The sequence below is a fragment of the Bradyrhizobium sp. SZCCHNR1043 genome (assembly GCF_032489675.1).
Taxonomy (GTDB): Bacteria; Pseudomonadota; Alphaproteobacteria; order Rhizobiales; family Xanthobacteraceae; genus Bradyrhizobium.
Map to the genome: position 1 here is coordinate 103,506 of NZ_JAUEYN010000004.1, position 14,616 is coordinate 118,121.

14 protein-coding genes are annotated in these 14,616 nt (G+C 66.2%); 8 read left to right on the forward strand and 6 right to left on the reverse strand.

Features of this window, described 5'->3' with window-relative positions; translation table 11 throughout:
* Entirely contained in the window at positions 1 to 516 is a 516-nt protein-coding gene (locus tag QX039_RS08055; RefSeq protein ID WP_315740911.1) for a MarR family winged helix-turn-helix transcriptional regulator, read from the forward strand.
* Positions 517 to 788: 272 nt separating this feature from the next.
* Here the strand turns inward: QX039_RS08055 and QX039_RS08060 are convergent, their stop codons facing one another.
* Positions 789 to 1,985: an amidohydrolase family protein gene (locus tag QX039_RS08060; protein WP_315740910.1), complete on the reverse strand. Its 1,197-nt coding sequence runs from the start codon at positions 1,983 to 1,985 to the stop codon at positions 789 to 791.
* 318 nt (positions 1,986 to 2,303) lie between these two features.
* Between QX039_RS08060 and QX039_RS08065 the strand changes: the two genes are divergently transcribed.
* The 3 genes from QX039_RS08065 (at position 2,304) to QX039_RS08075 (ending at position 4,932) form a co-directional block, all read left to right on the forward strand.
* Complete coding sequence (locus tag QX039_RS08065) at positions 2,304 to 3,185, forward strand: aldose 1-epimerase family protein (protein ID WP_315740932.1); 882 nt, start codon at positions 2,304 to 2,306, stop codon at positions 3,183 to 3,185.
* A gap of 316 nt (positions 3,186 to 3,501) precedes the next feature.
* A complete protein-coding gene (locus QX039_RS08070; protein WP_315740909.1) occupies positions 3,502 to 3,921 on the forward strand; it encodes a hypothetical protein in 420 nt (139 codons plus the stop codon).
* Positions 3,922 to 4,110: 189 nt separating this feature from the next.
* Positions 4,111 to 4,932 (forward strand): aldo/keto reductase, encoded by an 822-nt coding sequence (locus QX039_RS08075; protein ID WP_315758056.1) that lies wholly within the window; start codon positions 4,111 to 4,113, stop codon positions 4,930 to 4,932.
* Positions 4,933 to 5,012: 80 nt separating this feature from the next.
* On the opposite strand, the gene QX039_RS08080 is transcribed toward QX039_RS08075, so the two are convergent.
* Both QX039_RS08080 and QX039_RS08085 read right to left on the reverse strand, forming a co-directional pair.
* Entirely contained in the window at positions 5,013 to 5,240 is a 228-nt protein-coding gene (locus tag QX039_RS08080; RefSeq protein ID WP_315758055.1) for a hypothetical protein, read from the reverse strand.
* Positions 5,241 to 5,378: 138 nt separating this feature from the next.
* On the reverse strand, positions 5,379 to 5,828 hold the full coding sequence (locus QX039_RS08085; protein ID WP_315774183.1) for a hypothetical protein: 450 nt from the start codon (positions 5,826 to 5,828) through the stop codon (positions 5,379 to 5,381).
* A 170-nt stretch (positions 5,829 to 5,998) separates the two neighbouring features.
* Between QX039_RS08085 and QX039_RS08090 the strand changes: the two genes are divergently transcribed.
* A complete protein-coding gene (locus tag QX039_RS08090; RefSeq protein ID WP_315774182.1) occupies positions 5,999 to 7,279 on the forward strand; it encodes an amidohydrolase/deacetylase family metallohydrolase in 1,281 nt (426 codons plus the stop codon).
* An 11-nt stretch (positions 7,280 to 7,290) separates the two neighbouring features.
* Here the strand turns inward: QX039_RS08090 and QX039_RS08095 are convergent, their stop codons facing one another.
* A complete protein-coding gene (locus tag QX039_RS08095; protein ID WP_315774181.1) occupies positions 7,291 to 8,529 on the reverse strand; it encodes a PLP-dependent aminotransferase family protein in 1,239 nt (412 codons plus the stop codon).
* Positions 8,530 to 8,705: 176 nt separating this feature from the next.
* Between QX039_RS08095 and ribB the strand changes: the two genes are divergently transcribed.
* The 3 genes from ribB to QX039_RS08110 all read left to right on the forward strand — a co-directional run bounded on the left by ribB (position 8,706) and on the right by QX039_RS08110 (position 12,193).
* Positions 8,706 to 9,782: a 3,4-dihydroxy-2-butanone-4-phosphate synthase gene (gene ribB / locus QX039_RS08100; RefSeq protein ID WP_315774180.1), complete on the forward strand. Its 1,077-nt coding sequence runs from the start codon at positions 8,706 to 8,708 to the stop codon at positions 9,780 to 9,782.
* Between the two features lie 64 nt (positions 9,783 to 9,846).
* Positions 9,847 to 11,061 carry an acyl-CoA dehydrogenase gene (locus QX039_RS08105; protein ID WP_315715517.1) on the forward strand — a complete coding sequence of 405 codons (1,215 nt, stop codon included), beginning with the start codon at positions 9,847 to 9,849 and terminating at the stop codon, positions 11,059 to 11,061.
* Positions 11,062 to 11,278: 217 nt separating this feature from the next.
* Positions 11,279 to 12,193, forward strand: coding sequence for an MBL fold metallo-hydrolase (locus QX039_RS08110; protein WP_315774179.1), 915 nt, complete (start codon positions 11,279 to 11,281; stop codon positions 12,191 to 12,193).
* Positions 12,194 to 12,287: 94 nt separating this feature from the next.
* On the opposite strand, the gene QX039_RS08115 is transcribed toward QX039_RS08110, so the two are convergent.
* Positions 12,288 to 13,148 (reverse strand): DUF1499 domain-containing protein, encoded by an 861-nt coding sequence (locus QX039_RS08115; protein ID WP_315758050.1) that lies wholly within the window; start codon positions 13,146 to 13,148, stop codon positions 12,288 to 12,290.
* A gap of 133 nt (positions 13,149 to 13,281) precedes the next feature.
* Positions 13,282 to 14,499 (reverse strand): MFS transporter, encoded by a 1,218-nt coding sequence (locus tag QX039_RS08120; protein ID WP_315774177.1) that lies wholly within the window; start codon positions 14,497 to 14,499, stop codon positions 13,282 to 13,284.
* Positions 14,500 to 14,616 lie beyond the last annotated feature (117 nt).

Genomic DNA, 14,616 nt, shown 5'->3' on the forward strand with positions numbered 1-14,616 from the left:
ATGGCCAAGAGCGCCCCGCTGAAGCGATCGACAAAAGCGGCGACCAAGACGACGCCGAAGCCACAGGCCAAGCAAGCCGCGAAGGCTGCGCCAAAGCCGGCCCGGACGGCCTATGTGCTGGACGACCAGATCGGCTTCATCCTGCGGCAGGTATGGCAGCGCCACACCATGATCTTCGCGCGCGATATCGGCAGCAACCTGACGCCGACGCAATGGGCGGCGCTGTCGAAGCTGGTCGAGACCGGACCGTGCTCTCAGAACCAGCTCGGACGGTTCACGGCGATGGATGTCGCGACCATCAAGGGCGTGATCGATCGGCTGACGGCGCGCGGTCTCACTGAAACCAGCCCGGACCCGCAGGATGGTCGCAGGCTGTTAGTCAGCCTGACCCGCGCCGGCCAGCAGCTCGCGGAGAAGACCGCACCGCTCGCGCTGGCGATCTCCAAGGAGACACTGGCGCCGCTCGATGCGAAGGAACGCGAGACGCTGCTGGGGTTGTTGAACAGGCTGCGGTAGTCGCCACGAGCGCAGGTCGTGTGGGGTGGGCAAAGACGCATTCGCGTAGCGAATACGTCGTGCCCACCATCCATGCTGCGACGAAGACGCTGGGTGCGTCGCACACGGCGCTGGCGCGTCGCGCGCGCCTTTGCCCAACCTTGCTACGCAATCTTCATCAAACTCACGGCGTCATTGCGAGGCGCCCTTGCGCCGAAGCAATCCAGAGCTTCACATGCGGCCCTGGATTGCTTCGCTGCGCTCGCAATGACGGCGGAGAAAGCCGGTCGATCCTACTTCGCCACGATCTCCGGGATCTTCGTGGCCGGCGGCGTGTTCCGGCTGCGCTGGGTGCGGACGATGCCGTCGATGATGGTCATGCCGATGCCCGGGAGGTCGCCGAGCTGGACGCTGTCGAGCAGCGTCTTGGCCGGCGAGTGCTGCGCCTTGTCCATGATGACGAAATCGGCGGAGCGGCCGATTTCGATCAGGCCGCAGTCGAGCTCGCGCATCCGCGCGGTGTTGCCGGTGGCGAAGCAGAACGCGATCTCGGCCGGCACGTCGCCGAGCGAGGACAGCAGCGACACCATGCGCAGGATGCCGAGCGGCTGCACGCCGGAGCCGGCCGGCGCGTCGGTGCCGAGGATGACGCGGTTGAGCTCGTTCATCTCGCGCGCGGTGCGCAAGGTGAACAGCGCCGAGCGCTCATTGCCGTTGTGCACGAGCTCGAGCCCGGCCTTGCAGCCCTCGCAGATGCAGCGGATCTGGTCGTCGGGCAGGGCGGTGTGGCCGCCATTGATGTGCCCGATGACGTCGGTGCCGGCCTCCAGCACCACGTCCTTGTCGATCAGGCCCGAGCCGGGGATCGACGGACCGCCGGTGTGGATGGTGCTCTGGATGCCGTATTTGCGTGCCCAGCCGACCATCTTGCGTGCGGTGGGGCCATCCTTGACGCCGCCGAGACCGACCTCGCCGAGCAGCTTGACGCCGGCCGCGGCGAGCTCCTTGAAATCGTCCTCGACCATCTCGCATTCGATCACGGGCGCGCCGGCATGCACCTTCACGCCGCCGGGCCGCAGCGTCCAAAACGCGCGCTGCGCGAAGATCGCCATCGCCTTCAGGCCGACGACGTCGCGCGGACGGCCGGGCATGTGCACCTCGCCGGCGGAGATCATCGTAGTGACGCCGCCATGCAGATAGGAGTCGATCCAGTTGGTCTGGTTCTGCCGCGGCGTCCAGTCGCCGGCGACGGGATGGACGTGGCTGTCGATCAGGCCCGGCGCCACCGTCGTGCCATGGGCATCGACGATCGTGGTCGCACCTTCGGTGTCGACGTCCTTGAAGCGGCCGATTCCCGTGATCTTGCCGTTCTCGGCGACGATCGTGTCGGCATCCAGGATGGGCCGTTCCAGTGCGCCGGACAGCATCAGGCCGATGTTGCGGATGACCAGCTTGCTGGGACCGGTTGCTTGCGGCGCGTCATGGGCCATCGGGATATCCTTCTCTCCTGGCAAAGCATTTGCGGCAGTTTGCGCCTGCACGCGGCGCAGCATCAAGCCGGTTTCGGTCATTCGTACACGAATGATCGGGGCCGGCAAGCTGCGGCCTGCACGAAGATTTGGCGCGGGTTGCCTACCCTTCAGACACAGCGCGGGCCCTATGAGTGCGGCTTCGGTCGCGTGTTCGACATTCCCGTCCCCTGTGCTTGTGGCGGTGGTCTACGCGCTGGTGATGAACCGCACCCCTGGACGTTGCTGCCGCAATCCGGCATCACCTCGTGCGATTCTTTTGCGACGTCGGTGACGGCAATGAGCGACGACCTTCACACGATCAGCGCGGGCGGCATCACTGCCGCGGTCAAGGCTGATGGCGCCGAGCTGTGCTCGTTGAAGACGGGCGGGGGCCTGGAGTTGCTCTGGCAGGCCGGAGCCGTCTGGCCGCGCCATGCGCCATGGTTGTTTCCGATCGTCGGCCGACTCAAGAATGACCACCTCCACCACCGCGGCCAGACCTATCCGATGACGCAGCACGGCTTCGCCCGCGACCTCCGATTCACTTGGCTGGAGCCCGGGGCCGAGTCATGCGTGTTGCAGCTGACCGACAACGAGACGACGCGGGCGCGCTATCCGTTCGCCTTCCGTCTCACGGTGAGCTACCGGATCACCGCTGATGCGCTGGACGTGGCGGTCGAGATCGCCAACCCCGGCGCGGAGGTTCTGCCCGCCTCGTTCGGATGCCATCCCGCCTTCAACTGGCCGCTGCTCCCCGGCCAGCCGAAGGAGAGCTATCGGCTGATTTTTGCAGAGCCGGAGCCGGCGCCGATCCGCCGTCTGACTGGCGGTTTGCTGCGCGAGCGGCCGGAGCCCTCACCGATCGAGGGGCGCGTTCTCCCGTTGAGCGAACGTCTGTTCGACGACGATGCCGTGATCCTCGATCAGCCGGCCAGCCGTTCGGTTCGCCTCGTCGGAACCACAGGACCGGCGCTTGAGTTAACTTGGGATCATTTTCGTCAGCTTGGAATCTGGTCGAAGCCCGGCGGCGTGCCGTTCCTGTGCATCGAGCCGTGGCGCGGTTTCGCCAGTCCGCTCGATTTCGACGGCGAGTTTGCGGCCAAGCCCGGCGTCATGCACATCGCCCCGGACTCTGCAGAGGCGCTGCGATGCCGCATCCGGGTCGACGGATTGCTATGACTGATGCTCGCAGCGCCCATTTGCGTGCACAGCGGTAACTGTGACTCGCAGTTTTGGGCCTGGAAATGACGGCGCCGTGACCTACATCAGAGACGAGCGCGGAACTTTGGCTATGATGCGTCGAACGACCGGCGGTTGGTGGGCGCTTTCTCCGAACTGATAACGGTCGATCACCGAACATGATATGCGGCGTGATGTCAGGCGCTCTTAGCTGGCTCTTGCAGCCGGGCAGCGCTGCGAGTTCGCCATCGGCCGGCGTGCAGAGATCTCGCGGCGGGGCGCGTAAGTGGCGTTACGCGGGGAACGGGAGGATGGGATGGTGTTGAGAGCTGTTATCGGCACGATTACATGCGCCGTGTTGCTCACGGCGAGCGATGCTGTGGCGGGGGCCTATCGGCCGGGTGACTTCCTCAAGCTTGATCTGTCGAAGGCCGTGTTGTCGCCGGAGCCGCTCGGCCCCGAGGCGCATTTCGAACCTGTGCCTATCGAAGCCAAATCAGATCGACCTGCGGTCGCCGTCCGTTCCGCGATCGACCCGGACGAGCGCTCCGCCATCCCGCGCGCCGTCGCCACCCGGCGCGCTCAAGGCACCAGGACGGCCGAGCGGCCCCGCGGCGCCGCTCGCACCAAGCTCGTCCATCGGCGCGGCAATCCGCTGGACGCGCAGGCGATGGATACGCGCATCCAGACCTGGCCGTGCCGGCCCGGCAGCGGCGGCATCTGCAACTGGCGCTGAGCAGACAGGCTCGGCGTGCGCCTGCACGCCGGAACCGACCTCCCGACATCTTGATTGAGGTGGATGCCGGCTCGCTTGAACTCCCAAGCGGAGCGAAGGCAAGCTGAGCGCTTCCCGCCAAGGTCTTGATGTTTCGAGGCTGCCGCCGGCGTTCGCTGGCGAGTGGTTCGCGCGATTCCAGGAGAATTCATGAACGCCATCGACACCCAGGGTATTCGTCTGCCCAAGCTCGGGCTCGGCACCTTTCGCATGCAGGGCACCGTCTGCCGCGAGGCCGTCGAGAGCGCGCTCGCGCTCGGGTACCGCCACATCGATACTGCCGAGATGTACGCCAACGAGGACGCGATCGGTGCTGCACTTGCGGCAACAAATCTGCCGCGCGCCGAATTGCACGTCACCACCAAGGTCTGGCCGGAGAACCTCGCGCCGGACGCGATCCGTCGCGCATTCGACACGAGTCTGAGGAAGCTCAGACTGGAGTTCGTCGACCTCTATCTCATCCACTGGCCGGCCAAGGGAATGGACCTGCCGGCTGCGCTGGAGACACTGTTGAAGCTGAAGGAGGAGGGGCGCACGCGCGCGGTCGGCGTCGCCAATTTCACCGTCGCGCTGCTGAAGCAGGCGGTCGAGGAGATTCGGGCGCCAGTGGCGTGCAATCAGGTCGAGTATCACGTGATGCTCGATCAGTCGAAGCTGATGGCTTACATGGCGAGCCGGTCAATTCCCCTGGTGGCCTATTGCCCGCTGGCGCAGGGACGCGCCGCCGCCGACGAGACGCTGGGGGCCATCGGCAGGAAGCATGGCGCCAGCGCCGCCCAGGTCGCGCTGAAATGGCTGTTGGACCAGGATGGGGTGGCGGCAATCCCCAAGGCAGCGCGCCCGGAAAGTCAGCGGGCGAACTGGGATGCGATGAAGCTTCAACTCGATGATGAGGATCGTGCCACCATCGCGTCCCTCCCGAAGGACAAGCGCTTCGTCAATCCGGCCTTTGCGCCGGACTGGGATCGCTGACGACCGTGCCATCGGGCCGGGGTGAATGGACCACAGAAAATGGCCCCTTGCGGGGCCATTGCTGCGTCGAAGTCCGCGGATCAGTCGCGCTTGATGATCACGGTGCGGTCATGATGGCGGTGGAGCGGCCGGACATAGCGGTGAGGCCGGTACTCACGATGCATGCGGTATTCGGCGTGGGAGCGATCCCAGCCGTGGTGGTAGTGATGGCCGCCACGCTTGATGACCACCGTCTCGGCGTTGGCGATCGACGGTGCCGCGAGAGCGACGACTGCAAGGGAAGCGAGCGCGAGAGCGATTTTCTTCATGTTGTCCTCCAGAATGAAAGTGCGGGATCAACTTGAAGTGTGAAAGAACGTTCCGCAGGACCTTCCACGAAGTTGCTGAATACACGTTCAGATTTGGTCTTCACGCTTGCGGGCGAGCTGCGTCTCGAGCCTGCCGCGTCAGTCGCACTTCCTGAGCGCTGGCGTCGGCTTGCCGTTGGCGACGAAGCGCGCCTCGCGAATGGTATAGCTGCCGTCCTCGCCACGATTGAACACCGAGCGGATGCCGCCGTCCGTCGTCTTGATGATCCCATTCTCGCGCGTCTGGCGCGCCCTCGACAGGACGATCGAGAGGACCAGAGTCTGGTCGGGTTCGATCCGCGCGGTGGCGACCTCATTGACGTCGGAGGGATCATGGTCGCGGCGATAGACCAGGCTGCCGTCCGGCGAGATCTCGTAGGAGATGATGGCGCCGCGGCCTCTGACCGGAGGCGCACTGCAATCAGCAGCCCAGGTTCCGATCAGGCCCCACGCACGTGCCACCTCGGCCGTATCGTCCGCCGAGGCGGCCGGCGCAAAGGATGATACGAGCAGGAGGATTGCGAGCAGGCGTTGGGAGATCGAGGTCATGGGGTCTCGCAGGAATGTCGTCCGTCCATCTTAATGCACCGCGTCAACGGCGCAATGTCGGACCTGCGAGATAGGCCCGAAGCGTCGATCTTCCGGTGCGGGTCTTGCCGGAGCCGCCGACAAGGCGCATGCTATCGGCAACTACAAATAAGATGTGGGGGAGGCCGAGCATGTCCGCGCTGTCGCGCCGTCATTTCCTGTTGTCTTCCGGAGCGGCCGCCATGGCTGCGGTGTCGGGCCCGGCTCACGCGGCGATGGGGCCGGCCGACAAGTTCGACCTTCTCATCAAGGGCGGCGACGTCATCGATCCCAGCCAGGCCCTGCGCGGCCGGCGCGACATCGGGATCCGCTGGGGCGTGGTCGAGGCCCTCGAACCGGACATTCCGGTCGAGCGTGCGCTGCGGTCGATCGACGCTGCCGGCCGGCTGGTGATGCCGGGCCTCATCGACCTCCACAGCCACGTCTATCCCTATGGCTCGGCGATCGGGATTCCGCCGGACGAGCTCGTGCAATTCCAGGGCACCACGACGGTCGTCTCGGCCGGCGATGCCGGGGTGAACAATCTGGCGGCGCTGCGCCGCTTCATCGCCGCCCAGTCGCGCGCCCGCATCTACGCCTTCGTGCATATCGCCAACAATGGTCTGTCGGCATTTCCGGTCGCGGAGCTCTATAACATCGACAACGCCCAGGTGGATGCCTGCGCCATGGCGCTGGCCGAGAACCCGGACTTTCTGCTCGGCGTCAAGGTGCGGATGTCGGAGAACGTGATCTTCAAGCATGGGCTCGAGCCGCTGAAGCGCGGCATCAAGGCCTGCGAGTTGTGCGGCTGGCCGGCGCGGATGATGGTGCATATCGGTGGCGTCGAGACCGGTGAGTTGATGTCGCAGATCCTGGACCTGCTGCGCCCCGGCGACATCCTGACCCATGCCTATTCCGGCGCGCCGAACATGGGCGGCACCTTCACCAACATCGTCCAGGACGGCAAGCTGCTGCCCGCGGCGCTCGCCGCCAAGCAGCGCGGCGTGCTGTTCGATGTCGGCCATGGCGGCGGCAGCTTCGATTTCACCGTGGCCGAGGTCGCGATCCCCGGCGGCTGCGGCCCGGACACCATCTCCTCCGACATCCACGTGTTCTCCGGCAATAGCCCGGGCATGCCGTTCCTGCCCAACGTGATGGCGAAATTCATGGCGATGGGACTCTCGCTGGAGCAGGTGGTGAGCATGGCGACCTCGGCGCCGGCCAAGATCATCAACCGTGCGCCGAAGATCGGCAGCTTGCAGGTCGGCGCGCCGGCCGACGTCGCAATCATGGACCTGGTCGAGGGTCCCGTCAGCTTCGTCGATACCCGCGGCAACAAGCGCGAGGGCAAGCTGCAGCTCAAGCCGGTGCAGACGGTGATCAATGGCGTGCCGTTCGGACGGCCCTACCAGTCGCCATTTTCGGTGCGATGAGCAGCGCGCGATCACTCGATCGCGCGCGTCCGCTCCACATTGGACGAGCGCAGTGGCACGCCGAACTCCTCCCGGCAGACGTCGGCGAGCACCGCGATGCCCTCGCGGATGTCCTGATGCGAGGGGCTGGCGAAGCACAGCCGCAGGCGGCTCCGCGCATGCGCGGCGTCGGTGGACCATTCCGGTCCCGGATTGATCGACACGCCGCGCTTGAGCGCGGCCTGTGACAGCTTCATCGCGTCAACCTGGTCCGGCAGCTTGAGCCAGAGGAAGATTCCGCCCTTCGGCGCCTCGAACTCGGCGGCGGTGCCGAACTCGGCGTTGAGCGCCTCGATCAGGGTGTCCAGCTTGGCGCGCAGGCCCCGCACCAGCTGCGGCACGTGGGTCGCGAAATGCGGCCTGCAATATTCCGCAAGCACCATCTGTTCCAGCGCGCCCGAGCCGGCATCGGTCTTGAGGGACAGCAGCACCGACATGATCTCCCAAGGGGCGACCAGGAAGCCGACCCGCAACGCGGGCGCGACCGACTTCGAGAACGACCCGAGATGGATCACCCCGCCATGGTCGGACATGCCGTGGATCGCGCGGGGCCGTTTGCCATCCCAGATCAGGTCGGCGTAGCAGTCGTCCTCGAACACCGGCACACCATAGGCGCGCGACAGCCATAGCAGCTCGGCCCGGCGGCTTTCCGGCATGATGGTGCCGGTCGGGTTCTGCACCGTCGGAATGGTATAGATGTATTTCGGCCGGATGCCGCGATCCCTTAGATCGGCCAGCACCGTCGCCAGCGCATCCGTTCGCATGCCGTCGCGGTCGAGCGGGATGCCGATGACCTTGACGCCCAGTCGCGCCAGCCGCGTCAGCGTGCCCTGGTAATTGTCCTGCTCGACCAGCACGGTGTCGCCGCGCGTGAGCAGCGCCTGGTTGACGAGGTCTAGGCCCTGCAGCGAGCCCGAGAGGATCATGATGTCGTCGGCGCGCGCCGACATGCCGGCGTCCCGCGTCAGCTTGGCGGCAAGGAAGTCCCGTAGTGGCCGGTAGCCTTGAGGCCCATGCGCGAGGCCGTAGGTGGCCAGCGCGCGTCCCTCGCGGGCGAGGACGGCGTCGGCGGCCGCGCGCAAGCCCTCCACGGGCACGGCATCGGCGTCGTTGTTGCCGCCGACGAAGCTGTATTTTGCGAGTCCCGTCCAGCGCGCGGCCGGTGCGGGCAGGCCGGGGCTGAGGAGGGGTGCAAAATCGAATGCGGCCATGAGGCGCGGCTCCCTTGTTCTCGATTTGAGGCGACTTTAAACAGATACCAGGGCGCTTGTCCTCGCAGGGCAGGTCCTTTTCCCGGGGGAAGGCGACCTTCGAACGGCGGTTCCACCGCTCTGGCGCGCGCCTGCGATCCCGGCTAAAGCAGCCCGGAAAAGCAGCGAGACTTGCAATGGCCGACTCGATCCAGGAAGTTCTGTACGCCTTCGCCAAGGGTGAGATGGTCGTCGTGACCGATGACGACGACCGCGAGGGCGAGGGCGATCTCATCGTCGCCGCCTCGCTCTGCACGCCCGACAAGATGGCGTTCATCATTCGCCATACCTCCGGCATCGTCTGCGCGCCGATCACGGCCGACGACGCGCGGCGGCTGCGGCTCGACCCGATGGTCGCGCACAATGATTCCAACCACACCACGGCCTTCACCGTCTCGATCGACTACAAGCCGGACGGTGGCACCGGCATCTCGGCCGAAGAGCGCGCTTCCTGCTGTCGTGCGCTCGCCAACCCGAATGCCGGCGCCGCTGATTTCGCGCGCCCCGGCCACATCTTCCCATTGATCGCGCGTGACGGCGGCGTGCTGCTGCGCTCCGGCCACACCGAGGCGGCGGTCGATCTCTGCAAGCTCGCGGGGCTGCCGCCGGTCGGCGTCATCTCCGAGTTGATGAACGACGACGGCACGGTGATGAAGGGCGAGCAGGTCGTTCGTTTCGCCGTGGCCCACAATCTCAAGCACGTCACCATCGCCGATCTGATCTCGTACCGGCAGGCGCGCGAGAAGCTGATCGAGCGGGTGTCGACCTTCACGACCGACAGTCCGATCGGGCCGCTGCAGGGCTTCGCCTACCGCTCGCCGTTCGATCCGATCACCCACGCCGCGTTCGTCTACAACGGCATCGGCGACGGCAAGAACGTGCTGACGCGGTTGCACAAGCCCAACATCGTGAAGGATCTGATCGCAGGTCCGCAGCGTATCCAGGCGGTGCTGCAGCACTTCAAGCAGGCCGGTCGCGGCGTGCTGATCTATCTGCGCGACGGTGCGGCCGGCGTTCCCGTCGAGCCGGTCGAAGAGCCGCACACCGCGGAGGCCGATCGCCATCGTCAGTGGCGCGAGGTCGGCGTCGGTGCGCAGATCCTGCGTGATCTCGGCGTGACCTCGATCCGGAACCTGACGTCGTCGGCGCATGACTACAAGGGCCTGTCGGGTTTCGGCATCGAGATCGTCGCCAACGAGCGGCTTGAAGGCTGAACTTCCAGGATTTAACCTCTAGACTGCTGCGACCCGTGCGCAGCGAGACGCGAAAGGACCATTCATGAGCGCGCGCCCTCAGGCAAAGGACAAGCCGGCCCAGTCGAGCTTCCAGTGGGACGATCCCTTCCTGCTGGACGATCAGCTGACCGAGGACGAGCGCATGGTGCGTGACACCGCGCGCGCCTACGCCCAGGACAAGCTGCTGCCGCGCGTGACCAAGGCCTATCTCGAAGAGAAAACCGACCGCGAGATATTCAACGAGATGGGCGAGCTCGGCCTGATCGGCATCACCTTGCCGGAGGAATATGGCTGCGCCAATGCGAGCTACGTCGCCTATGGCCTCGTGGCGCGCGAGATCGAGCGGGTCGATTCCGGCTATCGCTCGATGAACTCGGTGCAGTCCTCGCTGGTGATGTATCCGATCTACGCCTATGGCGACGAGAGCCAGCGCAAGAAGTATCTGCCGAAGCTCGCCAGCGGCGAATGGGTCGGCTGCTTCGGCCTCACCGAGCCGGATGCCGGCTCCGATCCGGCCGGCATGAAGACCCGCGCCGAGAAGGTCGCCGACGGCTACCGCCTGACCGGCAGCAAGATGTGGATCTCGAACGCGCCGATCGCCGACGTGTTCGTGGTGTGGGCCAAGTCGGCCGCGCATGACAACCAGATCCGCGGCTTCATCCTCGAGAAGGGCATGAAGGGCCTGTCGGCGCCGAAGATCGGCGGCAAGCTCTCCTTGCGCGCCTCGATCACCGGCGAGGTCGTGATGGACGGCGTGGTGGTGCCGGAGAGCGCGCTGCTGCCCAACGTGTCCGGTCTCAAGGGGCCGTTCGGCTGCCTCAACCGCGCCCGCTACGGCATCTCCTGGGGCGTGCTCGGCGCCGCCGAGGACTGCATGCACCGCGCCCGCCAGTACACGCTGGACCGCAAGCAGTTCGGCAAGCCGCTCGCCGCCACCCAGCTGGTGCAGAAGAAGCTCGCGGACATGGAGACGGAGATCGCGCTTGGCCTGCAGGCGAGCTTGCGCGTCGGCCGCCTGATGGACGAGGGCAAGATGGCTCCGGAGATGATCTCGATCGTCAAGCGCAACAATTGCGGCAAGGCGCTCGACATCGCCCGCGTCGCGCGCGACATGCACGGCGGCAACGGCATTTCGATCGAGTATCAGGTGATGCGCCACGCTGCCAACCTCGAGACGGTCAATACCTACGAGGGCACGCATGACGTTCATGCGCTGATCCTGGGCCGCGCCATCACCGGCATCCAGGCGTTCTTCTAGTCTTCGTCGTTGCGGGGGCTCTGCAGGAGTCCCCAACGTCATCGTCCGCCCCGGGTCTCGCCTTTGGCGAGCTTGAGGACAGGCTCCAGCGGACGATCCGGTACTCGGAAACAACAGGATCAGTCGAGATGGTGCGGCGTACCGAATGCCCCGCCTGCGCGGGGCATGACGTCCGAGAAACGGGTCATCAAGTGCCCGTCGAAAGATGAGGCAAGCGATGGCCGAGGAAGACGTCCCGTTCAACCGTCATTTCCCGCTTCCCGCGGGCGTCGTCGAAGAGGTGCGCCCCGGCATTCGCCGCGTCCTCTGCAACAATCCGAGTCCGTTCACCTTCACCGGCACGGTCAGCTACATCGTGGGCACCGGCAACGTCGCGATCATCGATCCCGGCCCGGACAACGAGGCCCATGCGCAGGCGCTGCTCGATGCCATCAGAGGCGAGACGGTGACGCACATTCTGGTGACGCACACCCATCGCGATCACTCGCCGAACACCGGCCGGCTGAAGGCCGCGACCGGCGCCACCGTCTATGCGGAGGGCCCGCATCGCGCCTCGCGGCCGCGCTACGAGAGCGAGAAGCACAATCCGGAATCCGGCGTCGACCGCGACTTTGCGCCGGATGTCACCGTTGCTGACGGCGACGTGATCGAAGGGCAGGGCTGGCAGCTCGAAGCCGTGGCGACGCCCGGCCATACCGCCAACCATCTCGCCTTCGCCTGGGGCGAGCGCGGCACCACTTTCGTCGGCGATCACGTGATGGGTTGGGCGACCTCGATCGTGGCGCCGCCCGACGGCGCGATGGTCGACTACATGGCCTCGCTGGAGCGGCTCGCCGCGCGACCTGAGGAGCTGTATTTCTCAGGCCACGGCCCGGAAATTCTGGAGGGACCACGCTACACGCGCTTCCTGATGCGCCATCGCCAGGCGCGCGAAGCCTCGATCCTGCATCGTCTCGCCAAGGGCGAGGCTGACATCCCGACGATGGTGCGCGCGATCTACATCGGCATCGACCCGCGGCTCACCACGGCGGCGGGCTACTCCGTTCTCGCCCATCTGGAAGACCTCGTCGCCCGCGGCATCGTCGCAACGGAGGGCGATCCGGTGATCGGCGGGACGTATCGGCTGGTGTAGCGAATAGGGAATAGGGAATAGCGAGTAGGGGAAGAGTGCGAGCCGGGAAGACTTCATTCCCTATTCGCTACTCCCTATTCGCCATTCGCCCCGCTCACTTCTTCACCGTCTTCGCATTCCCCTTCGCCGCCACCGGCGGCGGCGTGACCTTCTTCACCGGCTTCTGCGCCTCGGCCTCGCCGGCGTTGGACAGGTCCTCGATCAGCTTGGTCACGCGCGCGGCGTTGCTGCCGATATCGGACTCGAAATAGCGCGAGGCGGAGCGGACGTCGACGCGGGAATCCTCGCCGTCGGGCTGGATGCGGATCGAGATGTCCTCGCGGAAGCCCATGATCGGTGTGCGTGCGACCGCCTCGATGCGGCCGACGCGGCGCGGCGGCTGCGGCGCGCGCTCGTCGACCACGAACCATTTGCGCCGGTTGACCAGCTTCAGGGCGATCGCGTAGGCGCGATCGGGCGGCAGCTCGATCTGCACCGGCTCGATGTCCGGATAGAATTTCTGCTGCTGCTCGGCTGAATACAGCCCGGCATAGACGGCCGTGTTGGTACCGTCGCCGTTGCGGAGCGGCGCCAAAGCCTCGAAGCGCGGCGGATCGATCGGGTCGGTGGTGATGTCGTAGATCTTCGGCAGCTTGCGGTACTGGAGCGCGAGGTAGGCCGGATAGGCCAGCACCACGGCGTCGATCATGAAGGCGAGCAGAATCCGGCTCATGCCGCGGCTGCCGTTGCGCCAGATCGCGACGAAGGCGGCAAGTCCGAGCAGGATCGACAGCGCGGCAAGCCCCAGCGCGCCGAAGAACGTCGCCAGCGCCGGCTTCATCTCCAGAAAATCGAAGCGCAGGATCAGGATCGAGACCAGCACGGCGACGACCGAGAACACCGCCAGATTGCGGGTCCAGGTCGCGAGGCTGGAGATCGGCTCCGACAGATAGGGGGCGTGAAACCTGCGTGCCATCGTGTCAGGAACTGCCGGGTTGGGCCGCTGCCTGCATTGCGCCGGGCGGCCGGGTCATCCGTGTGAGACCACGCGGATGGGGTAAATTCAAGAGGCGTCTGGTCCGGAGAGGGCGGATGATCCGGACACCGTCTCAGGTGCTTTCGCTGGGGCGGATACGCAAGGCCGTCAGCATCAACAGGACGGTCGCGATGGAGAATGCTGCGCCGGTCGTGAACGTCGCCTGCGGCCCATAGGCGTGCCACAGCCAGCCCGCCAGCAGGCTCGCGACGAGCAGCGCACCGCCGGTGACGAGGTTGAAAAGTCCGAAGGCGGTGCCGCGCAAGTCCGGTGGGGCGGTATCGGCGACCATCGCCGAGAGCAGCCCCTGCGACAGTCCAAGATAGAGGCCCCAAAGCGCGACGCCGATCGCGGTGCCGATCAGGCCGGGCAGGAATGCCAGCGTCAGGTCGGCGGCTGTCAGCACGACGAGGCCACAGGTCAGCACGTTGCTGCGGCCGATATGGTCGGAAAGGATTCCGGCCGGCATGGCCACGCCGGCATAGACCAGGTTCATCAGCACGTAGACCAGCGGGATCAGGAATAGGGGAAGGCCGTCGGCCTGCGCCTTGAGCACCAGGAACGCCTCGCTGAAGCGGGCCAGCGCGAATACCGCGCCGATGGCGACCACGATCCAATAGGCGCGTGGTAGCCGGCGCAGCTCGCGCGCATGGATCGGCCAATCGCGGCGCGGCACAGGCGCGGTCTCCACCGGTTCGCGCAGGCCGAACAGGATCAGCAGCACGGCGAGCGCGGCCGGCAGTGCCGACCACCAGAACACCGCGCGGAAGTCGTTGGCGTAGAGCGCCATCAGTGCCACGGCGAGGAGGGGGCCGGCAAAGGCGCCGACCGTGTCGAGCGCCTGGCGCAGGCCGTAGCTCGCGCCGCGGATGCCTTCCGGCGTCACGTCGGCGATCAGCGCGTCGCGCGGCGCCTCGCGGATGCCCTTGCCGATGCGGTCGACGAAGCGCGCGGCGAGGATCTGCCACGACGTGCTGGCGAGCGGAAACACCGGCTTGGTCAGTGCCGCCAGCCCATAGCCGATTCCGACCAGAAGCTTGCGCTTGCCGATCCGGTCCGACAGAGCGCCGGAGAACACCTTCGTCACCGCCGCGGTGGCCTCGGCCACGCCTTCGATCAGGCCGATGGTCACCGTAGAAGCGCCGACCACGGTCGCGAGGAAGATCGGCAGCAGCGCGTGGATCAGCTCCGAGGAGATGTCCATCAGGAGCGACACCAGCCCGAGCGTCAGCACCGTCGACGGCACGTCGCGCCATGTCGTGCGCGCGGTCCGTGGTCCTGTCGTGTTCATCGCGACATTGTAGCGATTGGATCTCGTCGAGCCTTGCGCCACGTCAACGCTGTATGCCGGCTGCAATGCAGAACGGCCTCCCCGGTGATGGAGAGGCCGCTCGTAATGATGCGCCGT